The sequence below is a fragment of the Actinoplanes awajinensis subsp. mycoplanecinus genome, assembly GCF_001509495.1.
In the GTDB taxonomy this organism is placed as follows: domain Bacteria; phylum Actinomycetota; class Actinomycetes; order Mycobacteriales; family Micromonosporaceae; genus Actinoplanes; species Actinoplanes palleronii.
Genome location: NZ_LLZH01000002.1, coordinates 47206 through 73686 on the forward strand (window position 1 = coordinate 47206; position 26481 = coordinate 73686).

Below are 26481 nucleotides of genomic sequence, written 5' to 3' on the forward strand. Positions count from 1 at the left end.
GGGTCAGCCCCCGTTCTGCGGGGCCGGCTGCTTGGTGGCCGCGTTGATCAGGTTGAAGAAGTTGGTGGTGGCGATCCACAGGACGATCGCCGCCAGCTCCTTCTCCGCGAAGTGCTTAGCCGCCTCGTCCCAGATCTCGTCCGGCACCGGGTCGGGCCGGTCGGCCAGCCGGGTCGCGTACTCGGCCAGGGCCAGCGCGGCCCGGTCGTGCTCTCCCGGCTGGTTGTCAGGGGTGCCTCCGCGCTGCGGAGACACCCCTGACAACCAGCCAGAAACAGCGAGGCGCGGCGCGGTCAGTCGGAGGCGTGGCGGCGCAGGAGGTAGGTGTCCATGATCCAGCCGTGGCGTTCGCGGGCCTCGGCGCGGGTGGAGAGGATCTCGTCGGCGACGTCCGCGACGCGGCCCGAGGCCAGCAGCTCGTCCTCGGTGCCGAGGTAGGCGCCCCAGTAGATCTCCGCGTCCGGGTGCCCGGTGAACGCCTGCTGGGCGTCGAGCATCACGACCACGTCGTCGGCGCCCTCCGGCCAGCCCTCGGCCAGCCGCCGGCCGGTGGTCACCTGGAACGGCTGCCCGACCCGGTTCAGCCCGATCCGGTGCTTGGCGGCCAGGGCGGAGACGCTGCTGACGCCGGGGATCACCTCGTACTCGAAAGTGATCGCGCCGCGTCCGAGGATCTCGTCCAGGATGGCGATCGTCGAGTCGTAGAGCGACGGGTCGCCCCAGACCAGGAACGACCCGGTCTCCTCGTCCTTCAGGTGCTCGGCGATCAGGTCCTCGATCACCTGGGAGCGGCGGGTCCGCCAGTCCGCGATGGTCCCGGTGTAGTCGGCCGGGGCCCGGTCACGGTCCGGGTCGCGGCCCTCGACGATCCGGCGGCGCGGGGTCGAATACCCGCGGATCATCCGTTCCCGCAGGTCGACCAGGCTCTGCTTGGTCTCGCCCTTGTCCAGCAGGAAGAACACGTCGGTCCGGCCGATCGCCTTGGCCGCCTGCAGGGTCAGATGGTCCGGGTCGCCCGCGCCGATCCCGATCACGTAGATCTTCCGCACGCAGTGCAGTCTGCCTCACCGGGCCCTAGGGGTCGGGGAGCAGGGGCACCGAGGGGTGCAGGGTCCGGCCGATCATGTCGGCGCGCTGGAGCGAGGCGGCGCCGAAACGGTCGCGGACCCGGTCGACCGCGGCGTCCAGCCCGTCCGCCCGCGGCGGCTCGAACGGCAGCTCGAGCTGGACACTGCCCTCACCGTCCAGGTTGCTCACCGCGACGCCGACCAGGGTCAGGCCCCGCTGGTCGATCATCGGCTGGGCCTCGCGCAGCAGGTCGACCGCGACCCGCAGCACCGCACCGGTCTGCATGGTGGCCTTGAGCAGGCTGCGCGACCGGGTCACCCGCGCGAAGTCGTCGAAGCGGAGCCGCACCGTGACCGTCCGCCCGGCCCGTTTCGCCCCGCGCAGCCGGTGGGTGACCCGGTCGACGAGGGCGGCCAGCACCGCCTCCACGTCGGCGAACGAGCGCCGGCCCCGGCCCAGCGCGCACTGCGCCCCGATCGACGAGCGCCGGGCGCCGGTGGTGACCCGGCGCGGGTCGTGGTTGTGTGCCAGGGCGTGCAGGTGCCGGCCGGCGTGCGCGCCGAGCATCGCGACGAGCGCGGCCTCACCCACCCGGGCGACGTGCCCGACCGTGTGGATCTGGCGTTCGCGCAGCTTGGCCGCGGTCTTCGGGCCGACACCCCAGAGTTTCTCGACCGGCAGCGGGTGCAGGAAGGCCAGCTCCTGCCCGGGCGGCACGACCAGCAGCCCGTCCGGTTTGCCGACGCCGCTGGCGACCTTGGCCAGGAATTTCGTCGCCGCGACACCGACCGTGATCGGCAGACCGACCCGGCGGCGCACCTCGGCCCGCAGCCGGGCGGCGATCTGCTCGGCCGTGCCGCTGATCCGCCGCAGCCCGTCGACCTCGAGGAACGCCTCGTCGATGGAGATCGGCTCGACGATCGGCGTGGTGTCCCGGAACACCGCGAACACCGCCTCGCTGGCCTCGGCATACGCCCTCATCCGGGGTGGCACCACCACCGCCTGCGGGCACAGCGCGCGGGCCCGGCCGAGGCTCATCGGGGTGCGCACGCCGAACGCCTTCGCCTCATACGACGCGGCCAGCACCACGCCGCCGCCCACCAGGACCGGCCGGCCGCGCAGCGCCGGATCGTCGCGCTGCTCGACCGACGCGTAGAAGGAGTCCAGGTCCGCGTGCAGGATCACGACGTCATATTAGTACGCATGTTCGAAGATGTGAGTGCCCGGGCCGACGTCTTCTGTCGCCGACAGCACGACGACCTCGGCAGACGTCCCCGGCGGCACCTCGACGGTCAGGCGGAGGACGCCGTCGGTGATCTCCCATGAGGAGCGGATCCGGCCGTACGGGCTGTCGTGCGTCGCCGACGCCCGGGTGAGCCCGCCACCCGGAATCGGGGCGATCCGGAAGCGCCGATAACCGGCCTCCAGGCACCGGATCCCGGCCGTGTAACGGTGCAGGAAGCCGATCACCGCCCCTTTCGAGTAGTGGTTCAGCGAGTCCCGCGCCACCCCGTCGGCGTTCACCCCGTCCCACCACTCCCAGACGGTTGTCGCGCCACGATCCAGCATGGTCATCCAGGACGGCTCGGTGTCCTGGGCCAGCAGGTCGTAGGCGAGGGCGGCGTGCCCGTGCTCGGCCAGCACCGGCAGCAGGTCCGCGGTGGCCAGGAACCCGGTGGCCAGATGCGTCCCGGCGTCCCGGATCAGCGCGGCGAGCCGGTCCGCGGCGGCCCGGGTGTGCTCCGGCGGGACGAGTCCGAAGGCCAGCGCCCGGACCAGGTTGGCCTGGGTGTCCGGCCGGATCCGGCCGTCGGCCGCGACGAACTCGGCCTGCCACGCGGCCCGGACCCGCTCGGCCAGCTCCGCGTACGGCGCCGGGTCGTGGCCGAGCACCGCGGCGATCTCTGCCATCAGGGACGCGGAGCGGTAGAAGTAGGCCGTGGCCACGTCGGTGAAGTCCCGCGCCTGGTAGGTCGCCATGTCCCCGATCACGTCACCGGGCACCAGCCACTCACCCCAGTGGAAGCCGGAGTCCCAGAGGTGCGGGTCCGGGTGCGCGCCGGCCGCCGCGGATCGCTCGACGAAGCCGAGCCACGCCCGCATCGAGTCCCACTGCTCGGCGAGCAGCCGCACGTCGCCGTAGGCGCGGTAGATCTCCCACGGCACGATCACCGCGGCGTCGCCCCAGCCGGCCGACCCGTTCCAGCCGCCGAGCGGCCCGTGCCGTCCCTCGGCCGGCGGGGTCGGCGAGATGTTCGCGACCACCCCGGTGTCCCACTGGTCGGCGGCTAGGTCGCGCAGCCACTTGGTGCTGAACCCGGCCACGTCGTAGAGGAACGCCGCGGCCGGCACGAAGACCTGCCAGTCCCCGGTCCAGCCGGCCCGTTCCCGGGTCGGGCAGTCGGTCGGAATGTCGCAGGCGTTGCCCCGGAAACTCCACACGGCCGCCTCGTGCAGCCGCTCGATCCGCTCGTCGTCGCAGCTGAACCAGCCGGTCATGGTCAGGTCGGAGTGCACCACGACACCGGTCACGTCGTCGGCCGAAAAATCCGCAAGACCAGTTATCCGTACGTAGCGGAAGCCGTGTGTCGTGTGCCGCGGCTCGAAGACGCCGGCGCTGGCGAAGGTGACCCGGTCCACCTGCCCGGCCGACAGCGGATGCGGCAGGAAGGGCAGCGCCGGCGCCAGGTGGGTCATGTCCACGTCGCCGTCCGCGCCGAGCGCCTCCCCGTGAGTCAGCGTCACCTCAGCGCCGGCCGGGCCGGTGAGCCGCACCCACCCGTTGATGTTCTGGCCCAGGTCCACGACCCGCCGGTCGGGCGCGAGCGTGGTGATGGCCACCGGCCGGAGTTCCTCGATCCGGCGCACCGGTGGCGCCACCGCGCCGACGAGCCCGTCGAAGCCCAGTTCCGGCGCGAGCCGGGCCGGAGACCAGGGCCCGGGCCCGGCGGCGAGGTCGGCGTGCTGGCCCTCGATCAGGTCGGCCGCCCGCACTGCCGAGACCCGGCTGGTCCAGCCGTCCCCGGTGCCCCCGGCGACCCGGCCGTCCACGTGCACCTGGGCCAGGAAGGCGGTCGCCGCACCCCACTGGTCGGCGGCCCGCAACAGGCCGACCTGACCCCGGAACCACCCGTCGGTCAGCAGCACGGTGATCTCGTTGACGCCGGGCCGGAGCAGGGCGCTCACGTCGTACGTCTGGGTCTGGAGACGCGAAGCGTATTGGGTGAAACCCGGGGTCAGCTCCTGATCGCCGACCCGGACCCCGTTGACGAAGGCCTCGTAGAGGCCGTGCGCGGTGGCGTAGAGCCGGGCCGAGCCCACCGGCCCGGCGCAGACGATCTCGCCGCGCAGTTCGTGCCCGGGGCGCTGCCCGGCCGGCGCGACGCTGTCCTCGGCCGGGCGGATCCACCGGGCGCTCCAGTCGGCGGGGGAGAGCAACCCGGTCTCCAGCACGCACGGCGGCGACCACGGGCTCTCGCCGAGTGAGGTGCGGACCCGGACCTGCCAGGTGACCCGCTGCGCCGGGCCGAGCGCGGCGAACGGCCACGCCACCAGCACGTGGTCCGTGCCGGGCAGCCAGCCGGTGTCCTGGCCGTCGGTGGTCCGCACCCGGAAGGCGGTCTGCGCGTCGGCGCCGGGCGGGAGCCGCCAGGACAGCCGTGGCGACCGTTCGCCGATCCCGAACGCTTCCTCGAGGTGCTCGACCCGCGGCTTCATGCGGCGACCCTATGAGAGGTCGATCACCCGCTCGAGCACTTCCCGATCTTCCCGTCGGGTTCACCTCGCAAAGGGCCCCAAATGTTCCCGTTACTGAGGGGACAAAACGCGACGGCGGTCACAAAAAGCGAGGGAATCGCGTCCTGGAAATCTCGGTTTTTAGAATCGAGTCACCCACGCTCACGTGAAATCGAGGAACCACCCATGTTGCTCACCACCCCCACCGTGCGCGACCTCGAGCGTCTCACCGCCCGGGTCCTGGAGAACTCGACCCGGACAGCGGGCGCGCGCATCGACGCGTACCGCCACGACGCCAACTTCTTCATCGACATCGACCTGCCCGGCTACGACGCCGCGTCGATCGACATCACCGTCGAGGGCAAGGTGCTGACGATCCGCGCCGAGCGCAAGTGTGCCGCCGGTGCCGACGTCCAGTACGTGATCGCGGAGCGCCCGGTGGGCTTCAGCCGGGACGTCCAGCTCGCCGACCTGCTGGACACCGACCGCCTGGAGGCCCGCTACGACCAGGGCGTGCTGACCCTGAGCATCCCGGTCGTCGACGAGCGCCAGCCCCGCAAGGCCGAGGTCGCCGCGGCCCGCTGAGCACCGGCCCGCCGCGGCCTAGTGCTCGAACTGGATCCAGTTGACGTTCATGAACTCGCTGTCGTCGCCCGCGGTGAACGTGAGGTAGACCGTGTGCGTCCCGGTCACCGGGGTCAGCGCCGCGACGTCGGTACGCCAGTTCTGCCACCCGCCGGTGTTGCTCACCGACAGCTCACCGACGGGGGCGGCGTCCGCCGCGTCCAGCCGGATCTGCACCCGGCCGGCCACCCCGGCGTCGGACGCCACCCGGATCTTCGCCTTCGTCGCCGGCACCTCGCCGAACACGAAGTTGTCGAATCGCAGGTAGTCGCCCCGGTTGATCCAGCCGACGTTCTGCCCGCCGCCCTCGTCCTCGGTGTCCTGCGCCTCGAGGCCCTTCAGCTCGTTCGCCGACTCGGCCTGCAGCAGCGGGTACTTCACCGGGGTCGGCGCGGGCGTGGTCGGCGCCGGTGACGGGGTGGTCGGCGCGGCGGACGGCACGGTCGAGGCCATCGACGCGGGCACCGGGGTCGCGGCGGGCGTGTCCTGCCAGCGGCCGATCAGATAGCCGACGAACAGCAGGCCGAGACCGGCGGCGCCGGCCACTGCCCGGTTGCGGTTCGTCCAGGCGCGGGTCCGGTAGACGGACGGAGAGGGCTGGTCCACCCGGCAAGGGTAAACACCCTGATCCGCCGGTGATCACACCGGTGCGAGATTGACGAGCATCTCGCTACCGAGCGTGGCGGCGGCGTCCGGATCCGCATCCGGGCCACCGATCCGCGGGTCCCAGTTCGGCTCGTAGAACAGCTCGGTGGCGCCGGCGTCCGCGTACTGCCGGGCGCGTGTCCGGATCTGATCCCAGGACTCGGTCCCGGAGTCGACCGCGGCCCGGACCACCACCCGTACGTCATCGGGGTTCTTGCCGGCCTCGGCCGCGGCCTGCCGGACGATCCGCGCCCCGTGCTCGACCTCGGCCAGACTGGCGCGACTGCTGCTCACCCAGCCCGCCGCGATCCGCCCGGCCCGGCGCAACGCGACCTCCGCGGTCCCGCCGAGCAGGATCGGCGGGCCGCCGGGCTGCACCGGGCGCGGCAGCATCCGGCTCGGCGGCACCCGGTAGAACTCGCCCTCGAACGCGGTCTCCTCGCCGGTGAACAGCGTGCGCAGCACCGCGAGGTACTCCTCGGTCCGGCGGCCGCGCGGACGCGGGTCGGCGTTGGTGGCCACGAACTCGGGCTCCGACCAGCCGGTGCCCAGTCCCAGGTCGAACCGGCCGCCGGTGAGCCGGTCCAGGCTGCTCACCTGCTTCGCCAGGTAGGCCGGCGACAGGTACGGCAGGTTGATCACCGAGACGCCCAGCCGGATCCGGGACGTGGCCGCGCCGGCCCAGGTCAGCGCGACGATCGGGTCCAGCACGCTCTGATAGCTCGGGGCCAGGTCCTGATCACGGCCGGCGAGCAGCCGCTGGAACGCCCAGAGCCCGTGATAGCCGAGCTCCTCGGCCTGCCGGGCGATCGACGTGAGTGTTTCCGGCTGGGCCCACGCGCCGGACACCGGGCACCCGAAACTGATCAGCATGAGGGCAGGTTAGTCACCGGGTAGCGTGGGCCGGGTGACCACACTCGAAGGTGCCTGGGAGTTGAGCCGGGGCGAGACCGGGCTGGCCGTGGTGTCCACCGCGCGAGCCGATCTCACGGTGCAGTCCACACTGGTCAACACCGGTCTGATCAACCATCCCGGCGACGGGACCCCGGTGCTGGCGTTCGTCACGTACGGGCCGGTGAAGCTGCGCAACCTGCGGGAGCGCCCGGACCTGGCGGTGGCCTTCCGCAGCGGCTGGCGGTACGCGACCGTGGAGGGGCGGGCACAACTGGCCGGCCCGGACGACCCGCAGCCGTGGCTCGACGCGGAACGCCTGCGCCTGCTGCTCCGCGAGATCTTCACGGCGGCCGGGGGCACCCACGACGACTGGCCCGCGTACGACCGGACGATGGTCGACGACCGCCGCGCCGCCGTCCTGATCACCCCGACCCGGGTCTACCCCTGACCGTCCAGCCTGTTGCGGACGTCGGACGGCGGGTGACCGCACTCGGCGCGGCGGTGGGTTGTGTGGTGCTGGCGTTCGGCATCCGGCGCTTCACCGGCAGCCCGCTGCTGAGCAACGGCCTGGTCGAGCAGGCGTCCGGGACCGCGCTGTACGCGGCGGCCGTCTTCGCCGGGGTGGTGGCGCTGTGGCCCCGGCTGGCGTCCGGGTGGGTCGCGCTGATCGCCGCCGGGTACTGCTGGGCGGTCGAGTTCCTGCAGCTCAGCCCGATCCCGGCGTGGCTCTCCGCGCGCAGCGTGGCGGCCCGCCTGATCCTCGGCGTCAGCTTCGACCCGGCCGACCTGTTCTGGTACCTGGCCGGCATCGTCCCACCGGCCCTGCTCCTGACCTGGCTCCACCGCCGCGCCCGCTGACCCCGCGGCGGGTGACGCCTGGTCTTGGTGGCGGCGCGTGTCCCGGCCCTCGGCTGGCGCTCAGGGCTGTGTCCCGGCGGCGGAGGCAGCCCTCAGCACCAGCCGGTTCCGCGTCAGCGAGCGGCGGGCCGAGGCGAGCGGCGGGCCGAGGCGAGCGGCGGGGCGCGGCGAGCGGCGGGGCCGCGCCGGGATCTACAGTCGGCGGCGTGCGAGGGACTCGGGAGCGGGATCCGGCTGCCTGGATGACCGGGCTGCTGGTGGGCGGTGGGGTCGGCGGGGCGGTGTTGTCGCTGCTCGCGCTGCGGGACCTGTTCAGTTTCGCCGACACCGAGCCGGCGAATCCGGTGCGGGGCGGCTGGTTCCTGCTGGCCTGCGCGGTGCTGCTGGTCGCCGCGCCGCTGACCGCGACCGGGATCGGGGTACGCCACCAGCGGAAGATCTACGCGACCGTCTGCGCCGTGCTCAGCCTGGCCGGTCTGGTGGCCGGCGGACTCATCGCGCTCAGCGGGCTGCGGGAGACCGGGCTGGTGGAGAAACCGGCGCCGGTCGTCGCGACGACACCCGCGCGACATTGTGTGGAGCTCAGCGGCGGCGACACCCGCTGCCCCGGGGGATGATGGACGGCATGGCCGATGAGCGCGACGGTGTGCCGCTGACCAATCTGGATCAGGAGCTGTTCCCGGGTGCGGGTGCGACGAAGCGGGACCTGATCGACTATCTCGACGTGCTCGCCGACCGGCTGATCCCGGTGCTGCGGGACCGGCCGCTCTCGGTGATCCGGGTGCTGCGCGGCCAGGACCGGTTCATGCAGAAGAACCTGCCGAAATACACGCCGGACTGGGTGCCGCGCACCACGGTGTGGGCCGAGGCGTCGAAGCGCGAGGTGATCTACGCCCTCGGCAACGACCGCCGCACCCTGCTGTGGTTCGGCAATCAGCGCGCCGTCGAGTTCCATCCGGCGCTGGCCCTGGCGGCGACCCCGCACCGGCAGACCCACCTGATCATGGATCTGGACCCGCCGGAGGGTGGTGGTTTCGCCGTGGCGGTGAGCGCTGCCCGGCTGGTCCGGCAGGCGCTCGCCGACGCCGGGATGAGCGGCGCGGTGAAGACCAGCGGCTCGAAGGGGCTGCACGTCTTCGTCCCGCTGGCCGGTGATCCGGCGCCGGAGGACGTGGCCGCCGCGCAGCGCGCCGTCGCGGCCCGCGCCGAACGGATCGACCCGGAGCTGGCCACCACGGCGTTCATCCGGGAGGACCGGAACGGCAAGGTGTTCCTGGACGCGACCCGGGCCGGTGGGGCGACCGTGGCGGCGGCCTACAGCCCACGGATCCGGCCGGGGGTGCCGGTGTCGTTCCCGCTCGGCTGGGACGACCTGGACGACGTGACACCCGGCGACTTCACGATCTTGAACGCGGCGGAACTGCTGGGCGACCGGGACCCGTGGGTGGCGGGGATGCCGGCGGCGCAGGAGCTGAGCGCGGGGCTGATCGAGGAGGGGCACACCATTCCGGTGGCCCGGGTGCAGGCGATGCACGAGGGCAAACGCCGGGCCAAGGCGAAGCGGGACGCGGAAGGCTGACGGCTGGTCCTCAGGGGTGCCTCCGAGGCCCGGAGGCACCCCTGAGGACCAGCCGGCTTCAGGAGGCCAGGGCGCTCCAGAACGGCACGGTCGGGCGCACCCGCCGGTTGGCCGGCTCGCCGAGGCCGAACTCGCGGTTCACCCAGTCGCTGATGTCCACGCCGTAGCAGAGCACGTCACTCTGGTAGATCGACAGCACCGGGTGGCCGGGGATGACGGCCGGCAGATACCTGTGCGCGTAGAGCGGGATCATCCGTGGCGCGATCATCAGGCCCGCGCGGGCGGTGCTGACCCGATCGCCGAGCGGGGAGCCCCACCCCTCGTACCAAAAATCGTTTTCGGCCACGTCGAACAGCACACCCTCGACCGGCCCGGCCAGCGCCGACCGCAGCGAGGGGCGGTCGCCGCCGCGCCAGTCGGGCCAGCCGATGCCGGTGGGCAGGCCGGCCTTGAGAAACTCCCGGTGGTCGGGGGCAAACGTGAAGGCGAACTCGGCCTCCAGGTCGGCGACCTCACGATCGGTCAGTCCGGGCGCGATCGTGAAGCGTCCGGAGGCGGCGAGCAGTTCCGCGGCGGTCACGGGACTACCTTAACCAGCAAGACCGCATACATCGAATGGTGTAGCTCGTACGCGGGAGGAGTCCATGCGGGTGACAACGGCCGGACGACGCGCCGCACCGGCCCCGGCCCCTAGCGTCCTGACCATGAACTTCATCTATCTCGCCGCGCTGGCGACCCTGCTCGGCGTGCCCGCCGGGCTCGCCATGACCGGCGGCGACGCCGACACTGTGATGACCGTCTCACTCGCGGTGACCATGGCGGGGCTGGTCTTCGCCGCCCGCCGCTGGCCCCGCACCACCCTGGTCACGTCGGTGTCGATCGTCGGCGCCTGGCACACCGCTCACCTGATCGAGTCCGGCTGGGTCTGGCCGGCCACCGCCGCCCTGGTCGTCGTCGCGCTCACCGGTCACCTGCGCACCGCCGTGATCACCTCCGTGGTCCTGCTCGCCTTCGGGGTCGCCTGGGACGGTGCGGTCGAGCAGCACACCTCCGCGTGGGTGTTCTCCCGGCTGGGCGGCGAGGGGCTGTGGCTGATCGCCGCGCTGGCCGCGGCGGTGGCCTACCGCAACACCGGGCGCTGGCGGGACGAGCTGGCCCAGCGGGTGTCCCAGGAGAGCCTGCACCGGCACGTCGAGGAGCGGGTGGAGATCGCCCGGGACCTGCACGACGTCGTCTCGCACACGCTCGGGGTGGTCGGCGTGCACCTCAACGTGGCACTCGACGCCTTCGACGACGACCCGGCCGAGGCGCGGGCCTCGCTGCGGCTCGCCCAGGAGGTCCGCGGCCGGGCGATGACCGACCTGAAGACCCTGGTCGGTGTGCTGCGCAGCGGCGCTCTGCCCGGCCTGGACAGCCTGGAGGGGCTGGTCGCGCAGATCCGCGCGTCCGGGCTGGCGGTGTCGCTGAACGAGTTCGGCGACCCGGTCGAGGTGCCCGCGCCGGTCGCCGCCGCGGTCTACCGGGTGGTGCAGGAGTCGCTGACCAACACGGTCCGGCACGCCGGCGCGACCCGGGCCACGGTCACCATCCGATACGCCCCGGACCGGGTCCTGGTCGACGTGCAGGACGACGGCCCGGGCAGCGCGGCGCCGATCGTCGACGGGCACGGGATCTCCGGCATGCGGGAGCGGGTGGCCGCGCTGGGCGGCGCGCTCACCGCGGGTCCGGGGGACAAGGGCTTCGCGGTCCGAGCCAGCCTCCCCCTGCGGGGATAGGGAGACCCATGCCGATCACCGTGCTCCTCGCCGACGACCAGCACCTGGTCCGGGCCGGTTTCCGCAGTCTGCTGCGCCGCGGCCGGGACATCGAGGTCGTCGGCGAGGCGTCGACCGGCGACGAGGCGGTCCGCACCGCCCGGAGCCTGCGCCCGGACGTGATCCTGATGGACATCCGGATGCCCGGGATGGACGGCATCGCGGCGACCAGGAAGATCCTCGAGTTCGCCACCTCCAAGATCATCATTCTGACCACGTTCGAGACCGACGAGTACGTCTTCGCCGCCCTCGCGGCCGGTGCCAGCGGCTTCCTGACCAAGGAGATCGACCCGGACGGCCTGCGCGCCGCCGTCCGGGTGGTCGCGGCCGGTGACGCGTTGCTCTCCCCGAGCGTCACCCGGCGGGTGGTCGGTGAGTTCGCCCAGCGGCCGGTCCGGCCGGCCGAGCGCGGCGATCGGCTGGCCGCGCTGACCGAACGGGAACGCGAGGTGGTCGCCCTGGTCGCCACCGGGCTCTCCAACGACGAGATCGCCGCCCGTCTGGTGATCAGTCCATTGACCGCGAAGACCCACATCACCCGGGCGATCGCCAAGCTCGGCGTCCGCGACCGGGTCCAGTTGGTGATCGTCGCGTACCAGGACGGCCTGGTGTAACCGCTTTGCTCCCGGCCTCTTCCTCATGCCGCAGCGTTACGACCCGATAGCCCCGGTTGATCACAATTTGAGGGCGGAGGCGTCGAGATGACTCTCAACAACGCGGAAGGACCGGTGGACATCCGCCGGTGGCTCCGGGTGTGTCTCGCCGTCTTTTCGGTCCTCGTAGTCCTCGCCGTAATGCTCGGCGCCGAGGTAGGCGGTCCTGACATCGCTAACGACGTATCCACCTGGGCGCTCGTCGTCCTTCCGACCGCGGCGGCCGGCGCCTGCCTGTGGCGCAGCCGGCTCTTCACCGGCCGTGGCCGCTGGGGCTGGATGGTCATCGCCGCCGGGCTGCTGAGCTGGGCCGGCGGAGAGGCCTACACGCTGGCACAGACCTTCCCGCACGGCGGCGACCTGGACATCCCGTCCCCGGCCGACGCCGGCTACCTCGGCCTGCTGCTGCTGATCCCGATCGGCCTGCTGATCCTGCCGAGCGCGTCGCAGCCGCTGGCCAGCCGGGCCCGCAGCGTCCTCGACGGCCTGCTGGTCGCGGCGTCGCTGGTGCTGGTCAGCTGGGTGTTCGTGGTCGATCCGCGGATCCAGCCGGGTGACGACGGGCTGGGTTTCTACCTGACCCTGCTCTACCCGCTCGGCGACATCGTGATCGCCACCATGATCGGTTACATGCTGCCGCAGCGGCGGGCGCTCTACCGCTGCTCGGCCGACCTGATGTTCGTCGGGCTCGGCGTGGCGGCCTTCGCGGTCTCCGACATCGGCTACGCCTACCTGCGGATGGTCCACGACTACCAGTCCGGCTCGGTGATCGACCTCGGCTGGATCTTCGGCTTCGGGCTGGTCATCGTCGGCGCCGCCCGGTCCCGGGACGCCGAGCCGCTGAAGAGCGAGTTCAGCCCCCGGATGCGGTTCGGCGCGGTGATGCTGCCGTACGTGGCGGTGGGCGCGGCCCTGTTCGCCAGCGTGCTGTTCCACATCACGACCGGGCACAGCAGCCCGTTCGTGGCGTACACCCGGTCGCTGCTGATCCTGCTGCTGATCGGGCGGCAGGTGCTGACGCTGCTGGAGAACCGGGAGCTGACCGGCACCCTGGAGGCCCGGGTCGAGGACCGTACCGCCGAGCTCTACGCCCGGGAGCAGCAGTTCCACGCGCTGATCCGGCACAGCTCGGACGTGGTCACGGTGATCGACGCGGACGGGACGATCACCTTCCAGAGCGAGTCGATGCAGCGGGTCTTCGGGTACGGCCACGAGCTGTTCGTCGGTCGCCGGTACATCGACCTGGTCGACGACGAGGTGGCGATGCGGCTGGCCCGGGCGATGCGGCAGGTGGCGGCCCGGCCGTACTCGACGGTCACCCTGGAGGTCGTGCACACCCACCGGGACGGCCGGAAGCGCCCGTCCGAGGTGATCATCACGAACCTGGTGGACGACCCGCACGTGGCCGGCTACGTGCTCAACACCCGGGACATCAGCGACCGCAAGGAGCTGCAGGAACAGCTGGTGCACGAGGCGTACCACGACTCGCTCACCCAGCTCGGCAACCGCGCGCTGTTCCGCGACCGGGCCGCCGCGGCGCTGGCCCGGACCACCGACCTGACCGTGCTGCACCTCGACCTGGACGGCTTCAAGCGGGTCAACGACAGCCTCGGCCACCTGGCCGGCGACCAGCTGCTGGTGCAGGTCGCCGACCGGATGAAGGCCTGCGTGCGGGCCGAGGACGTGGTCGCCCGGTTCGGCGCCGACGAGTTCGCGGTGCTGATCGAGTCGGCCTCCACCGACGAGGCCGAGAACGTGGCCCGCCGCATCCTCGAGGACCTGGACCAGCCGATCGAAGTCGGACACCGCAGCATCCACATCCGGGCCAGCATCGGCCTGGCCGTGGCGACGCTGCTCGGCGAGGCCGACCTCGCCGACGGCCCGGCGGAAGGCGCCGAGCAGCTGCTGCGCAACGCCGACCTGGCCATGCACGCGGCCAAGGCGGCCGGCGGCAGCGTCTTCACCAGCTACCGCCCGGACATGCGGGACGGCCTGGTCGAACGCCTCGAACTCGAGAACGACCTGCGGGACGCGCTGGAGCGCAACGCCCTGCGCCTGCACTACCAGCCGACCATCGACCTGGACACCAACGAGGTCATCGGCTTCGAGGCCCTGGTCCGCTGGCCGCACCCGACCCGCGGCATGATCAACCCGCTCGACTTCATCCCGCTGGCCGAGGCCACCGGCCTGATCGTGCCGCTCGGCAAGTGGGTCCTGCACGAGGCCTGCCGCCAGGCGGTCGAGTGGAGCACCGAGGCCGGCGGCCGCCCGCTGAAGATGTCCGTCAACGTCTCGGTCCGCCAGTTCGACCAGACCGATTTCGCCGAGACCGTTGTCGCGGTGCTCGCCGAAACCGGCATGTCGGCCGACTGCCTCTGCCTGGAGATGACCGAGTCGGTGCTGATGACCGACACCGAGGCCAACCTGGAGCAGCTGGTCCGGCTCAAGGCCCTCGGCCTCACCCTGGCCATCGACGACTTCGGCACCGGCTACTCCTCGCTCGCCTACCTGCGCCGCTTCCCGATCGACACCTTGAAGATCGACCGCTCGTTCGTCGAGCGCCTCGGCGGCGTTCTCACCGGTGACACCGCCCTCACCGACACCATCGTCCGCCTCGGCAAGAGCCTGGGCATGGCGACGGTCGCCGAGGGCATCGAGGAATTCGGCCAGCTGGCCGCGCTGCGGGAGATGGGCTGCGGGTTCGCCCAGGGCTACTACTTCTCCCGCCCGGTCCCGGCGGCCGAGGCCGGTCGCCTCTTCATGGAAGGCGCCGACACCCCGCTGGAAGCCATGCTGTAAACCCCATTTTGTACGACCTGGGCAGAGTCCCGGGCGGCGCACGCGACGCAGCGGGTGCCTCGGATCGCCCGGCGCCCGCCGGGCGATTCCGTGTGGTCACCGCCCGGGCCGCGGCCGGTCCCGGTCCCCGGTCCGCTCCCGGCCCTGGCTGGTCCTGGCGGCCCTTATCGGCCCGCCTCAAGGGCCGTGAGGCCCAGCCAAGAAGCTCGGCTGGCCGTGGCGGCCGTTATGGGCCGGCTTCAAGGGCCGTGAGGCCCAGCCAAGAAGCTCGGCTGGCCGTGGCGGCCGTTATGGGCCGGCTTCAAGGGCCGTGAGGCCCAGCTGTGGTCGGGACGCGCGGGGCTGCCTCGGGGAGCGCGGCGCTCGCGTCGCACCGGAAAGGTCAGGGGCGGACGAACTGGTCGGCGGCGGTGGCCAGGTCGGCCTGGAGAGTGCTCGCGTCGTGGCCGGTGGCATACGCCGTCAACGCGGCGTTGATCGCGCTCTGCCAGGGCTGGGAGCAGGCCGAGCCGTGTGCGCACGACGGCACCGGCACCGCGGTCTTCCAGTCGGCCATCGCGGCCCGCTGGTACGGCGCGAACCCGGCCGGTGACACGTCGGTGCGCGCCGGTATCGAGCCCTTCGCGGTGTTGAAGGCCTGCTGCCCCGCGGCCGAGCCGACCGTCTTCAACCAGCAGGTCGTACCGGTCGCGTTCGGCGCGCCGGTGGGCAGGGTGAACGAGTCGGCGAGCCACTGGAACGTGGTGCCGTTGCCGGGGAACGTGAACCAGCCGTACCCGGGCAGGCCCTTGGCGGTCAGGTCGGCCGCCTCCCAGTCACCCATCAGCTGGTACCCGGCCTTGCCGTCGATCAGCAGGCGCTCCGCCTGCGGCCAGTCCAGGCTGTCGCGGTCCAGGTTGGCATACCCGAGCAGGCGGACGAAGTCGGTGATCGCCGTGGTCACCGGCGCACCGGTCCACGGGGTGGCGCCGGTGAACAGCCCGGCGAACTTCTCCGCACCCAGGTCGCTGATCAGCACGGCTTCGAGGAGCATCAGCTGGGTCCAGTCGCGGCCCAGGGCGAGCGGGGCCTCCACGCCTGCGGCTTTCAGCCGGGCCAGATCGGTCATGAACGCGGGCAGGTCCTTCGGCGGGCCGGTGATCCCGGCGCGGGCCAGCACGGCCGGGTTCGTCCAGATCACGTTGGCGCGGTGGATGTTGGCCGGGACCGAATAGATCTTGCCGTTGACGGTCAGGTCGTCGATCAGGCCGCGGGGCAGGACGGCGCGCAGACCCCACGCGTCGTAGTAGCCGGTCAGATCCTGGACCCGGCCGGCGTCGATGTACTCGGTCAGCTCGGCGCCGGCGTGCGCCTGGAACGTGTCCGGCGGGTCCTTGCGGGCCATCCGGTCGGCGAGCGCCTGCTTCGCGTTCACCCCGGCGCCGCCGGCCACCGCGGCGTTCTCGAACCGCTGGCCGGGGCAGTCCGCGCCGAACCGGGCGACCAGCGCGTCGAGTCCGGCTTTCTCGCCGCCCTCGGCCCACCAGGTGAACACCTCGACGGTGCTGGGTGCGGTCACGTCGTCGTCGCCCCCGGAGCCGCAGGCGGCGACGCCCAGCACCGCGGCCACGGCGAGAACGGCCACCATTCGCATGATGCTCAGACTATTACCGAACGGGAGGAAGCGCCGCCGTCGAGCACGGGGAGATCCCGCCGGCCCCGGAACGGGCCGACGACCAGGATCAGACCGGAGAGCGCGTAGGTCGTGGTCATCGCGGCGATGGCCACCCGTGATCCGTACGCGGTGGCCAGCGCCCCGCCGAGAACCGCGCCGACCGGAATCGTGCCCAGGTTGACGAACTGCATCGCGGTCAACACCCGGCCGAGCAGCGCGGCGGGCACGTACGCCTGCCGGAAACTGCCCGCGATCACGTTGCCGGCCACCACGAACGCGGCGACCAGGGCGGTGCCGGCGACGAACGCGATCAGGCCGGGCCCGGGGCCGGTGAACGGGATCAGCAGCGCGGACACCCCGGCGGCGAGCTTGCAGGCGAGCATGGCGCGGGCCGCGCCGTACCGTCGTACCAGAAAGGGTGTTGCTCCTGCGGCGGCGACGCCGCCGAGACCAGAAGCGGACATCAGCAGCCCCACGGTGCCGGCGCCGACGCCCACGTCGCGGACCAGGAAGACCACGGTGAGCGCGCCGTATCCGGTGAGTGCGAGGTTCGCGGTGGCGCCCTGCAGCATGAGGTTCCGCAGGTAGCGGTCGTGCAGCAGCCAGCGGACGCCATCGCGGATCTCGTGCGCGAGGTGCTTGCGGGGCGCGCGGGCGACCGGGCGTTCCGGGCGGCGGATCAGGGCCAGCCCGAGGAACGAGACGGCGAAGCTGGTCGCGTCGACGACCAGGCCGGTGACCGCGCCGAGGATCGCGGCGAGCGCGCCGGCCAGCGCCGGACCACCGATCTGTACGGCCGAGGTGCTGCCCTGCACCAGCGCGTTCGCCCGCACCAGCTGCCCGGACTCGAACATGGCCGGCAGGAACCCGGTGTTCGCGACCTCGAAGAACACCGACGCGACCCCGGTCAGCAGCGCGACCACGAGCAGGTGGGCGACGGTGAGCCGGCCCAGCCAGGCGGTCACCGGGACGCTGGCGACCAGCAGCATGCTCGCGGCGTCGCAGGCCAGCAGCACCGGGCGCTTGGCCACCCGGTCCACCCAGGCGCCGGCCGGCAGGCCGATCAGCAGCCAGGGGAGCCAGGCCGCGGCGGTGAGCAGGCTGACCGTGAACGCGCTCGCGTTCAGCACCTGCAGGGCGATCAGCGGGGTCACCACGGAGGCGACCGAGGTGCCCAGCTGGCTGACGGTCAGGCCGCCCCAGAGCTTGCGGAAATCCGGGTCGGTGGCGATGCCGGTGCTCATCACATGCCTCCTCGAGAGATCACGGTCGGGCGGGGAAACCTCGGCCCAGCACGAAGACCGGCACCCGGTCGTCGCGTTCCGGGCGGTCCCGGTACCGCCCGATCAGCTCCTGCAGCTCCTCACCGAGCCCGGCCAGCTCCTCGGGCGACAGCCGCAGCCAGGAGTCGGTGGCGAATGCGCTGGTCACCCACGGTTCGGCGCGGGACGCGGGACTGCCCAGCCAGGTGTTGACCAGGTCGATCTGCCGCTGGAAACCGATCGCCTCGGCGGCGTCCGCGGCCTCCTGCGGGAAGTGCGCCGGGTTCCAGCTCAGCCGGGGGTCGTTCATCCGCCACCAGTGCTCCTTGCGGTTGCGGGCCAGCTCGGGCGCCTCCTGGATGAGCCCCGCGTCGGCGAGGACCCGCAGGTGGTGGCTGACGTTCGCGACGGCCTGGCCGGTGGCGCGGGCCAGCGCGCTCGGCATCGAGGGCCCGTCGACCCGCAGCGTGTCGAGCAGGCGGCGGCGCAGGGGGTGGGCGAGCGCCTTGAGAACGGCCTCGTCCCTGATCTCGGTCATGCACCCAGCATGCTAGGTAAAGAGTTGTTGCGCAACAGTTCTTTACTCAGTGCCCGTCGTCGGCACGATTGTTGACAAAGCTGTCCGCGGTGGCCTTACCCCGCGCATAGGTCACCGACAGTGCGTGCACAACCGTCGATGGTCTTCTCTCCCGGACACCAATCCACTCAGGAGGGCGGCAATCTTGACTGAGCCACACCTGGACAACGCGGCGTACGTCCGCGAGGTCCACGACAAAGGCCTGGCGTTCGACCTCGGCACGATGAACCGGCGCCGGATGCTCACCCTGATCGGCGGCGCCGGCGCGGCCGTCATGGCCACCGGCACACTGCTCGGCACGGCCTCTCCCGCGCTCGCCGCGCTGGAGGAGGTCGAGTCGGAGACGGCCGGGCCGTACCCGGCGGACGGCTCCAACGGCGTCGACGTGCGCACCGAGTCCGGCATCGTCCGCAGCGACATCCGGTCGTCGTTCGGCACCTCGACGACCGTGGCCGAGGGCATCCCGCTGACCTTCGCGCTGACCCTCGTCGACCTGGCCGGCACGCCCCTGGCCGGCGCGGCGGTCTACGCCTGGCACTGCGACCGGGACGGCAACTACTCGCTCTACTCGACCGGGATCACCGACGAGAACTACCTGCGCGGCATCCAGGAGACCGACGACACCGGGACGGCGACCTTCACCAGCATCTTCCCGGCCTGCTACTCGGGGCGGTGGCCGCACATCCACTTCGAGGTGTACTCGTCGGTGGCGAACGCGACGAGCGGCGCGGGACCGATCGTGAAGACGTCGCAGATCGCGATCCCGGAGGACGTCGCGGATCTGGTGTACGCGACGGACGGCTACAGCCAGAGCGTCACCAACCTCGGCCAGATCACCCTGGCCACCGACAACGTGTTCGGCGAGGACTCGGCGGCGCGGGAGCTGGCGACGGTCACCGGCAGCGTCACGGCGGGGTTCGTCGCCACCCTGACGGCGGCGGTGGATCCGAGCGGGACCGAGGAGAGCGGCGGTGGCACCCCGCCGTCGGGAGCGCCGCCGTCCGGCGCTCCGTCCGTCAGTCCCAGCGCCAGCGCGTCCGCGTCGTCGTCCGCGTCCGCGTCGGCCTCCGTCAGTCCCAGCGCGACGACCACCGCGGCCGCGCCGAAACCGCGTCAGCCGCAGAAGAAGAAGGACCGCCACTGGTGGAACCCGTTCTCCTGGTGAGAACGCCAGCGGGGTCTCGGGCCGGCCCCCAAGCAAACCCGAGACCCCGCCGGCGCTCAGACCTCGGCGGTCAGCTCGAAGACCTGGCTGGTGGGGTGGCCGGCACGTTCGTGCACCCGCATCACCGCCTCCTTGCTGGGTCCGGTGCTCAGGCAGAACACCTTGCCGGCCTCGGGGTCGAGCCAGGCGCGCTCGAAGTGCACGCCCTCCTCGCCCTCGATCTTGAGGTCGGCGTCGTGCGCGGCGTTCAACTGCTCCGCGGTGACGCCGAAGAACCCGTCGTGGACGTCCATGAACTTCGCCATCAATAACTCTCCCGGTGGTGCGGTGGTAACCGACTCGCTCAGCGTGCTCCCGGCCGCGCCGTCGGACATCGGTCATAACACCTAGGAAGCTCGGCGGCGGCTCCTAAAGTTCCGCTGTGGCGCTCACCAGCGGAGTCCTGATCGGACGGCACGACCTGCTCGACCTGGCCGACCGGCGGCTGGCCGCGGCCGCCGGCGGCGAGGGTGGACTGCTCCTGCTGGCCGGCGAGGCGGGCATCGGCAAGACCCGGCTGCTCCGCGAGATCAGCCGGCGGGCGGCCGTCGCCGGGTTCGCGGTGATCGGCGCGGCGGCGGCGCCGGGCGACACCGAGGTGGCCGGCGCGCTGGCCGGTGATCTCGGCGCCGAGCTGCGCCGGGACCCGGCGACCGCGGCGATCGGCGAGCGGATGACCGGGCGGCTGCGGGAGAGCGCCGACGGCGACCCGGACCGGTACCGCCGGCTGCTGGTCGCCGACCTGGTCGAGATGCTCGAGCAGGTCGCCGCCCGGCCGACCCTGATCACCCTCGAGGACCTGCACTGGGCCGACGACCTGACCCTCGACCTGCTGGCCCGGCTCGCGCCGCGCGCCCGGAAGCTGCCGTTGCTGCTGGCCGGCACGTACCGCAGCGACGAGCTGTACCCGCGGGTGCCGCTGCGCTCCTGGCGGGCCCGGCTGCTCACCCAGCGGCTCGCCGAGGAGTCCCGGCTGCCCAGGCTGAGCCGGGCCGACACCGCGGCGCTGGCCGAGGCGATCTCCGGTCGTACCCATGCGGATCTCTTCGACCGCAGTGACGGGATCCCGTTGCACGTCGAGGAGTTCCTGGCGGCCGCCGCCGGTGTGCCGGACACCCTCGCCGACGCCGTGCTGTTCCGCGCCGAGCAGCTCAGCCCGGACGCGCGGGGGCTGGCCGGTGCCGCGTCGGTGCTGGGCCGGTCGTTCGACCTGGACCTGATCGTGGCGATCACCGGTGACCCGCCGGAGACGATCGACGCGGCGCTGCGGGAGCTGGGCGACCGGTTCTTCGTGCAGCCGCGCGGCGACGGCACCGGGTACGACTTCCGGCACGCGCTGATCCGCGACGCGCTCTACGCCGACCTGCCACCGCTGCGGCGACGTGACCTGCACGGGCGGGCGGCCGAGGCGGCACGGGCGGCGGGCTTCGCGGCCGCGTTCGTGAGCGACCAGTTCGAGCGGGCGCAGCGTCCGGGCGAGGCGTTCCCGTCCGCGATGGCCGCCGCCGAGGAGGCCGCCGCGCTCTCCGCGCACCAGGAGGCTGCCGGGCTGTACCGGCGGGCACTGCGCACCATGGACCCGGCCGGCGACCGGGCCACCGTGCTGACCGCGCTGGCCGGCGAGCTGGCCGCGATCGACGACAACGCCGCGGCCGACCGGGCGTACGCGGAGGCGTCCCGGCTCCGGCTCGCCGATGGTGACCGGCTCGCCGCGGCCGCGCTGCTCCCGGAGTGGGTGGCGGTCCGGCACCTGCTCGGCGACGGGCTGGACCGGCGTACCGCGGTGCTGCGGGCCGGGCTGCCGCTCGCGGCCGGTGACAGCGGGGTGCTGGCCCGGCTGCACGCGGCGCTGGCGGCGGCGTACATGCTGGACCGGCGGCTCACCGAGGCCCTCGAGCACGGGGAACGGGCTCGCGCGCTCAGCTCGGCCGCCGATCACGACCTGGACGCCACGGTCGGCTCGGTGCTGCTCTTCCTGGGCCGGCTGGACGAGGGGTGCGCGCTCCTGGAAAGCGTGATCACCAGGGCCGTGGCGGCTGATCGGGAACGGTCGGCGGCGCGGGCGTACCGGATGCTCGGCTCGTCCACCTCGGTGCTCGTCGAATATCCGCGGGCGCAGCGGTGGCTGGCCGAGGGCATCGCCTACGCGGAACGGGCCGAGCTGGTCAACGACCGGCACTACATGGCCGCGCACCTGGCCCACGTCCGCTGGGCGACCGGTGACGTGGCGGGCGCGCGGGCACAGGCCCAGGCCGCGCTGGCCGACGGGCGCGGCGGCATCACCACCCGGATCACCGCGCTGCACGTGCTCGGCTACACCGCGCTCGGCGCCGACCCGCCGGCCGCCCGGGCCGCGCTGACCGAGGCGGCCGAGCTCGGCGGGTCGATGCGTGAGCTGCAGCGGGTCTCGCCGGCCTGGTGGGGCCTCGCCGAGCTCGCGGTTCTCGACGGCGACCACCACGCGGCGATCACCCGGTGCGAGGCGGGCTACGCGGCCTCGGCCGCTGTCCGGGACGCTTCCTACCTTTTCCCGTACGTGGTGACCGGCACCCGGGCGTACCTCGCCGGGTCGGGTCCGACGCAGGCCCGCGAGTGGCTCGCCCGGGTCACCGAACTGCTCGTCGAGCGGGGGATCCCGGGCACCCTGGGCGCGCTCGACCACGCCCGGGGGCTGATCAGCCTGGCGGAGGGGCAGACCGGGAAGGCGCGTCTGGCCCTGGACGCTGCGGCCGGGTTCTGGGCCGGTCGGCGCCGGTTCTGGGAGGGCACCGCGGTGCTGCTCGACCAGGCGCGGTGCGCACACCGGTCCCGGCGGCCGGGTGAGGCGGCGGCACTGGTCACGGCGGCGCGCGCGGCGTGGGGTGCGGCGCTCGGGGGCGCTTCGGGGAGTGCCTCTGGGACCGCCTCCGGAAGCGCCTCCGGGAGCGCCGGGCCGCCGGCGGTGTGGCTGGCCGGCACCGGGAGCGCCGGCGCGCAGCCCAGGGTGCTCACCGCGCGGGAGCTCGAGGTGGCCCGCCTGGTCGCGGCGGGCCGGACCGACCGGGAGATCGCCGGGCAACTGGTGATCTCACCGCGGACGGTGGCCGCGCACGTCGAACACATCCGTACGAAATTGGGAGTGGCCCGGCGCACCCAGATCGCCGGCTGGCTCGCCAGTGATCTTTCGAGTTAATTCCATCGGGGTACGTCAAACGGGCCATAGCTAACGGTCGATCAAGCTCGGCACAATTCGCGGCATGAACGCGCCCGGCAACTCCGTCATTCTGCTCATCCTGCTCACGGTCTTCGTGGCGTGCGTGGGGTACGTGGCCGGGCGGCTCCACGAGCGCCGCGAGGGGGGTGAGGAGCGCGAGGAGGCGTACCAGAGCGGCTACGACCACGCGGCGCGCAGCGTGTTCAGCCTGGCGGCCCGGGTCGCCGGGCCGCGGCGGCGGGGGGCGGTGCGGGCGTCCGCGGTGGTGGGTGGCGAGGCGGGAGGCTCACGGACGGGTGTCTCCCGTACGAGTGACTCCCCGCCTCCCGCAGCCTCCGTCCCGTCCGCGGCCCCTCCCGCGGTGACCTTCCCGGCCTCCGCTCCGTCCGGGGTCGCGGTGTCTCCCGCGGATTCTGTGCCGCCGTCTGCGGCCTCCGGGGTGTCTCCGGCGGTGTCCTGGGCGGCGGCTGCCTCGACGGGGGAAGCGCTCTCGCGAACGGGGGGTTCGGCCGCGGCGGCAGCAGCAGAGTTGGCGCCGGTGCCGGGCCGTCGCAGAGCAGCTGCCCGGCCGGGGCCGAGGGCGTCGGCACTTCCGCAGGTCGGCTTCCCGGCGCCGACGCATGTCGTGCCGGGCATCCCGGAGCCGCCCGCGGACGGCGGGGTGCACTATTCGGAGTTGCCGGATCCGCGCTGGGCAGGCCAGGAGGACCTGGTCACCGAGCCGCCATTCCCCACCCCGCCTTCCGCGCCGCTCCCGGGTCCGGCTTCCGCGCCGCTCGCTGCCCCGCATCCCGCTCCGCGCTCCAGCCCGGACTCCGCGCCGGTCTCCGGCCCGCATCCCGCGCCGCTCGTCGGCCCGCATTCCGCTCCGTTCTCTGCCCCGCGTTCCGGTCCGGACTCCGCGCCGGTCTCCGGGTTGCCGTCGGCTCCGCGTTCTGGTCTTCATTCGGGGCTTCGAGACGCCGGTCAGCCTTCCGCGCGGTCCGGGCCGCTTCCCGCGCAGCGGGAGCCGGAGGTGAAGCCGGGCAGGCAGGCGGCGGGCTGGCGGTATGCCGAGCCGGTTCCCGCGCTCTACCCCGGGACGGCGAGCGGACCCGTCGACCCGTCGGAGCCGGTGGTCGAGGTGGAGAGCTCGGGACGCCACACCGTGCCGGACGAACTGGTGCGGGCAGCCACCTACAAGCTCGCCGCCGACCGGGTGGCCCGCGCCAAGGTCATCGGCCCGGACGACGCCGCCCCCGCGCCGGCGAACACCGCCCCGTCCTCCGCCCGGCCGACGTCGCCATCGTCGCCGGAACCGGGCGGGCGGCCGCCGGTGCCTCGTCCGCGGGGTCTCTGATCGGGGTTTCTGTCAGACCCCGGGTCTAGATTTCCGGCATGGTCACCGTCGATGACGTCCGGCGGATCGCCCGGGATCTGCCACGCAGCGAGGAACACCTGATCCGGGACAGAGTGAAGTTCCGCGTCGGCAAAATCGTTTATGTCGCCTTCTCCCGCGACGAGACGATCATGGGTTTCGGCTTCCCCAAGGAGGAGCGTGACGCCCTGATCGCCGCCAACCCGCAGACGTTCCACCTGCCCCGCGAGTCCGACCTGCGCTTCAACTGGGTCCAGGCCCACCTGTCCCACCTCGACGAGGACGAGATGCCCGAGCTCGTCCTCGAAGCGTGGCGCATGACCGTCCCCAAGAAGGTCTGGTCCGCCTACCTGCCCCGCCTCGCCTGACTCCCCATGGCCGCCCGCCCCGCCCGCCGGCGTTCCGGCGGGTTCCGGCGTGTGAAGTAACGGTCGGCTCCGCGCCGCAACTTCACACGTTGGGTTGTTGCGGTTGTTGTGTGGGGTTTTTGGGTGCGGAGCGCGCCGTAATTTCACACGTTGGGTTGTTGCGGTTGTGGTGTGGGGTTTTTGGGTGCGGAGCGCGCCGCAACTTCACACGCTCGGTTGTTGCGCCCTGTTGTGTGGGGGTTTTGGGTGCGCTGGGCGCCGTAACTTCACACGCTTGGTTGGGCTGGCCGTGGCGTGGGGAGATGGGTGCCGGGGTCAGGCAGACGCGCCGGGTCGGGACGGGTGGCGGCCCAGGAGCAGGAGGATCTCGGTGAGCGGGTCGGTGCCGGGAAGGACGGGGTGGGCAGGGGCGAACGCGGCGTCCGGGGTCAGGCGGGTGGGTCCGTCGGGGACGGCGCGGGCGATCGGGAGGGTGGCGGCCAGGGTGTCCGGGCCCGGTGCGTAGGGAAGGGACAGGGTCGTCGCCACGTCCCAGCCGTGTACCACGTAGTCGACCAGGTGGAAACGGAGCGCCAGGTGGCCGGGGAAGGTGCGGTCGGTGCTCAACTCGGGCAGGTCGAAGGGGCGGTCGAGGACGTCGGCCGGTGCGAAGGCGTCGAGTACCGCGGTGGTGGCCTCGGCGTACCGATGGAGAAAATCGGCGTCGGGGCGCGTCGGAGTCCAGACGGTGAGGTCGGCGCCGCGGCCGTGAGCGGCGGCGGCGAAACCGTGGTGCTGCGCGGTCATGTGCCCGAGCAGGGCGGCGAGGTCCCAGCGGGCGCAGGGTGTCGGGCGGGTGAGGTCGTCCGGGGTGGCGTGCGCGACCAGGTCGACGGTGGCGCGGACGGCGGCGGCGTGGATCTGACGGAGGTCCTCGGCAATCGTAGGCATCTGCCTACGATCTACCCAAGCCTACTATTCGTCAACCCCGATCGGCGCCGGGAACGCGGAGACTGTCGCGCGGGGAGGGGTCGGGGGCGTGAAAGGCTGCGCGAGTGGAGAGGGACGATCTCGGCGCGATGGTTTCCCGGGTGGGGCGGCGGCTGCTGGCGATGGAGCAGCCGATCCTGGCCCGGCACGGGGTGTCGATGTGGGCCTACATCGTGCTGAACGCGCTGGCCAGCGGGCCGATGCGGACCCAGGCGGCGCTGGCGGCGAGCATCGGCGCGGACAAGACCCGGCTCATTCCGGTGCTCGACGACCTGCAGCAGCGCGGGCTCATCGAGCGTGAGCCCGACCCGGCCGACCGCCGGGTGCGCCTGCTCGGGCTGACCGATATCGGTCACGCTCGGCATGGGGCGGTGCAGGCCGAGATCCGGGCCGCGGAGGACGTGATGCTGCGGGACCTGCCGGCGGACGACCGTGAGGCTTTTTTGCGTACGTTGGCCGCGCTCGACCACTGAACTCCCCGATCGTGGTGAGTTGCGGCCGAATATGCGCACAAATCGTCAAGATCGCGGCGCGGCGCCGGGAGAGCAGCGCCGGGAGCGCGGCGGGGAAGTCGGCTATGTGGGGGAGGTGGCTGCTACTGCTTCCTGGAGGCCGCGGGTGGCCAAGCGGTCGGCGCGTTCGTTCTCCGGGTGGCCGGCGTGGCCCTTCACCCAGTGCCAGCGAACCTCGTGCCGGCGGACCGCGGCGTCGAGGAGCTGCCAGAGGTCCACGTTCTTGACCGGCTGGCGGGCGGAGGTCTGCCAGCCGTTGGCGCGCCAGCGTGACACCCACTTGGTGATGCCGTCCCGGACGTAGACGCTGTCCGTGTAGATGTCGACGACCAGCGGGGCGCGGTTCAGGGTCTCCAGGGCGCGGATCGGGGCCATCAGCTCCATCCGGTTGTTGGTGGTCGAGCCGGCCTCGCCGCCGCACAGATCCTTTTCGGCCTTGCCCCAGCGGAGCACGGCGCCCCAGCCGCCTGGGCCGGGATTCGGCGCGCAGGCCCCGTCGGTGTAGATCTCCACGACGCGGCTCTGCTCACTCATGCCGCGAACCCTACCGAAACCCGCCCGGCCCACCCACCACCCGCGGGGAGGATGAGTGAGGGGGTCCTGGGTAGGACGCGGCGGGCGCGGCCGGTGGCGAGAGTGAGTGAGGGAGACCATCGGGGGGCTTGCCGAGATCGGGCGCCGGCTCGGCTCGCCGTATGGTGGCCGGAGGCGGATCG

The 26481-nt window shown here is 72.6% G+C and carries 26 protein-coding genes; 13 read left to right on the forward strand and 13 right to left on the reverse strand.

Annotation, left to right across the window (positions count from 1 at the left end; all coding sequences use genetic code 11):
* Positions 1-3 precede the first annotated feature (3 nt).
* The 4 genes from ADL15_RS01390 to ADL15_RS01405 are packed head-to-tail and all read right to left on the reverse strand — an operon-like array spanning position 4 to position 4785.
* Complete coding sequence (locus ADL15_RS01390; protein WP_232343843.1) at positions 4-255, reverse strand: carboxymuconolactone decarboxylase family protein; 252 nt, start codon at positions 253-255, stop codon at positions 4-6.
* A gap of 38 nt (positions 256-293) precedes the next feature.
* Complete coding sequence (cobF, locus tag ADL15_RS01395) at positions 294-1049, reverse strand: precorrin-6A synthase (deacetylating) (protein WP_067684310.1); 756 nt, start codon at positions 1047-1049, stop codon at positions 294-296.
* Positions 1050-1074: 25 nt separating this feature from the next.
* Entirely contained in the window at positions 1075-2253 is a 1179-nt protein-coding gene (gene dinB, locus ADL15_RS01400; RefSeq protein WP_067684313.1) for a DNA polymerase IV, read from the reverse strand.
* A 9-nt stretch (positions 2254-2262) separates the two neighbouring features.
* Positions 2263-4785 (reverse strand): family 78 glycoside hydrolase catalytic domain, encoded by a 2523-nt coding sequence (locus ADL15_RS01405; RefSeq protein ID WP_067684316.1) that lies wholly within the window; start codon positions 4783-4785, stop codon positions 2263-2265.
* 204 nt (positions 4786-4989) lie between these two features.
* Between ADL15_RS01405 and ADL15_RS01410 the strand changes: the two genes are divergently transcribed.
* On the forward strand, positions 4990-5388 hold the full coding sequence (locus tag ADL15_RS01410) for an Hsp20/alpha crystallin family protein (protein WP_067684319.1): 399 nt from the start codon (positions 4990-4992) through the stop codon (positions 5386-5388).
* 18 nt (positions 5389-5406) lie between these two features.
* Here ADL15_RS01410 and ADL15_RS01415 read toward each other — a convergent pair whose 3' ends face one another.
* Both ADL15_RS01415 and ADL15_RS01420 read right to left on the reverse strand, forming a co-directional pair.
* Positions 5407-6033 carry a carbohydrate-binding protein gene (locus ADL15_RS01415; RefSeq protein ID WP_067684322.1) on the reverse strand — a complete coding sequence of 209 codons (627 nt, stop codon included), beginning with the start codon at positions 6031-6033 and terminating at the stop codon, positions 5407-5409.
* 33 nt (positions 6034-6066) lie between these two features.
* Complete coding sequence (locus ADL15_RS01420) at positions 6067-6945, reverse strand: TIGR03619 family F420-dependent LLM class oxidoreductase (RefSeq protein ID WP_067684325.1); 879 nt, start codon at positions 6943-6945, stop codon at positions 6067-6069.
* A gap of 34 nt (positions 6946-6979) precedes the next feature.
* Here ADL15_RS01420 and ADL15_RS01425 point away from each other — a divergent pair, with 34 nt between their 5' ends.
* The 4 genes from ADL15_RS01425 to ADL15_RS01440 all read left to right on the forward strand — a co-directional run bounded on the left by ADL15_RS01425 (position 6980) and on the right by ADL15_RS01440 (position 9403).
* Positions 6980-7414 carry a TIGR03618 family F420-dependent PPOX class oxidoreductase gene (locus ADL15_RS01425; protein WP_067684475.1) on the forward strand — a complete coding sequence of 145 codons (435 nt, stop codon included), beginning with the start codon at positions 6980-6982 and terminating at the stop codon, positions 7412-7414.
* Between the two features lie 32 nt (positions 7415-7446).
* On the forward strand, positions 7447-7824 hold the full coding sequence (locus ADL15_RS52510; protein ID WP_198170447.1) for a ribosomal maturation YjgA family protein: 378 nt from the start codon (positions 7447-7449) through the stop codon (positions 7822-7824).
* A gap of 206 nt (positions 7825-8030) precedes the next feature.
* Positions 8031-8441: a hypothetical protein gene (locus tag ADL15_RS01435; protein WP_157441091.1), complete on the forward strand. Its 411-nt coding sequence runs from the start codon at positions 8031-8033 to the stop codon at positions 8439-8441.
* Positions 8441-9403, forward strand: coding sequence for a DNA polymerase domain-containing protein (locus ADL15_RS01440; RefSeq protein WP_067684331.1), 963 nt, complete (start codon positions 8441-8443; stop codon positions 9401-9403). The genes ADL15_RS01435 and ADL15_RS01440 overlap by 1 nt, the downstream gene beginning before the upstream one ends.
* 58 nt (positions 9404-9461) lie before the next feature.
* Here ADL15_RS01440 and ADL15_RS01445 read toward each other — a convergent pair whose 3' ends face one another.
* Positions 9462-9983 (reverse strand): hypothetical protein, encoded by a 522-nt coding sequence (locus tag ADL15_RS01445; protein WP_067684334.1) that lies wholly within the window; start codon positions 9981-9983, stop codon positions 9462-9464.
* A gap of 124 nt (positions 9984-10107) precedes the next feature.
* On the opposite strand from ADL15_RS01445, the gene ADL15_RS01450 reads away from it, so the two are divergent.
* The 3 genes from ADL15_RS01450 to ADL15_RS50920 all read left to right on the forward strand — a co-directional run bounded on the left by ADL15_RS01450 (position 10108) and on the right by ADL15_RS50920 (position 14669).
* On the forward strand, positions 10108-11178 hold the full coding sequence (locus ADL15_RS01450; protein WP_232343844.1) for a sensor histidine kinase: 1071 nt from the start codon (positions 10108-10110) through the stop codon (positions 11176-11178).
* Positions 11179-11186: 8 nt separating this feature from the next.
* Positions 11187-11831, forward strand: coding sequence for a response regulator (locus ADL15_RS01455; protein ID WP_067684338.1), 645 nt, complete (start codon positions 11187-11189; stop codon positions 11829-11831).
* Between the two features lie 87 nt (positions 11832-11918).
* Positions 11919-14669, forward strand: coding sequence for a putative bifunctional diguanylate cyclase/phosphodiesterase (locus tag ADL15_RS50920; RefSeq protein ID WP_083970811.1), 2751 nt, complete (start codon positions 11919-11921; stop codon positions 14667-14669).
* Between the two features lie 382 nt (positions 14670-15051).
* Here the strand turns inward: ADL15_RS50920 and ADL15_RS01465 are convergent, their stop codons facing one another.
* Genes ADL15_RS01465 through ADL15_RS01475 form a run of 3 tightly spaced genes read right to left on the reverse strand, consistent with a single transcriptional unit; the run spans position 15052 to position 18123 of the window.
* Entirely contained in the window at positions 15052-16302 is a 1251-nt protein-coding gene (locus ADL15_RS01465; RefSeq protein WP_067684340.1) for an ABC transporter substrate-binding protein, read from the reverse strand.
* A 5-nt stretch (positions 16303-16307) separates the two neighbouring features.
* The gene (locus ADL15_RS01470) at positions 16308-17567 is read right to left on the reverse strand and encodes an MFS transporter (RefSeq protein ID WP_067684342.1); all 1260 of its coding nucleotides are present in this window, start codon (positions 17565-17567) and stop codon (positions 16308-16310) included.
* Between the two features lie 19 nt (positions 17568-17586).
* Complete coding sequence (locus tag ADL15_RS01475) at positions 17587-18123, reverse strand: ArsR/SmtB family transcription factor (protein WP_067684344.1); 537 nt, start codon at positions 18121-18123, stop codon at positions 17587-17589.
* A 184-nt stretch (positions 18124-18307) separates the two neighbouring features.
* On the opposite strand from ADL15_RS01475, the gene ADL15_RS01480 reads away from it, so the two are divergent.
* Entirely contained in the window at positions 18308-19327 is a 1020-nt protein-coding gene (locus ADL15_RS01480) for an intradiol ring-cleavage dioxygenase (RefSeq protein WP_067684346.1), read from the forward strand.
* A 56-nt stretch (positions 19328-19383) separates the two neighbouring features.
* Here the strand turns inward: ADL15_RS01480 and ADL15_RS01485 are convergent, their stop codons facing one another.
* On the reverse strand, positions 19384-19632 hold the full coding sequence (locus ADL15_RS01485) for an SCO4226 family nickel-binding protein (RefSeq protein WP_067684348.1): 249 nt from the start codon (positions 19630-19632) through the stop codon (positions 19384-19386).
* Between the two features lie 116 nt (positions 19633-19748).
* On the opposite strand from ADL15_RS01485, the gene ADL15_RS56305 reads away from it, so the two are divergent.
* The 3 genes from ADL15_RS56305 (at position 19749) to ADL15_RS01500 (ending at position 24284) form a co-directional block, all read left to right on the forward strand.
* On the forward strand, positions 19749-22538 hold the full coding sequence (locus tag ADL15_RS56305; RefSeq protein ID WP_067684350.1) for an ATP-binding protein: 2790 nt from the start codon (positions 19749-19751) through the stop codon (positions 22536-22538).
* 1036 nt (positions 22539-23574) lie between these two features.
* On the forward strand, positions 23575-23898 hold the full coding sequence (locus tag ADL15_RS01495; RefSeq protein WP_067684352.1) for a hypothetical protein: 324 nt from the start codon (positions 23575-23577) through the stop codon (positions 23896-23898).
* Positions 23899-23936: 38 nt separating this feature from the next.
* The gene (locus tag ADL15_RS01500) at positions 23937-24284 is read left to right on the forward strand and encodes an MmcQ/YjbR family DNA-binding protein (RefSeq protein WP_067684354.1); all 348 of its coding nucleotides are present in this window, start codon (positions 23937-23939) and stop codon (positions 24282-24284) included.
* 315 nt (positions 24285-24599) lie between these two features.
* On the opposite strand, the gene ADL15_RS01505 is transcribed toward ADL15_RS01500, so the two are convergent.
* Entirely contained in the window at positions 24600-25214 is a 615-nt protein-coding gene (locus ADL15_RS01505) for a TIGR03086 family metal-binding protein (RefSeq protein ID WP_067684357.1), read from the reverse strand.
* 104 nt (positions 25215-25318) lie between these two features.
* Between ADL15_RS01505 and ADL15_RS01510 the strand changes: the two genes are divergently transcribed.
* Positions 25319-25726 carry a MarR family winged helix-turn-helix transcriptional regulator gene (locus ADL15_RS01510; RefSeq protein ID WP_232343845.1) on the forward strand — a complete coding sequence of 136 codons (408 nt, stop codon included), beginning with the start codon at positions 25319-25321 and terminating at the stop codon, positions 25724-25726.
* Positions 25727-25828: 102 nt separating this feature from the next.
* Here the strand turns inward: ADL15_RS01510 and rnhA are convergent, their stop codons facing one another.
* Positions 25829-26299, reverse strand: a complete 471-nt coding sequence (gene rnhA, locus ADL15_RS01515) for a ribonuclease HI (RefSeq protein ID WP_067684361.1) — start codon at positions 26297-26299, stop codon at positions 25829-25831.
* Positions 26300-26481: the final 182 nt, after the last annotated feature.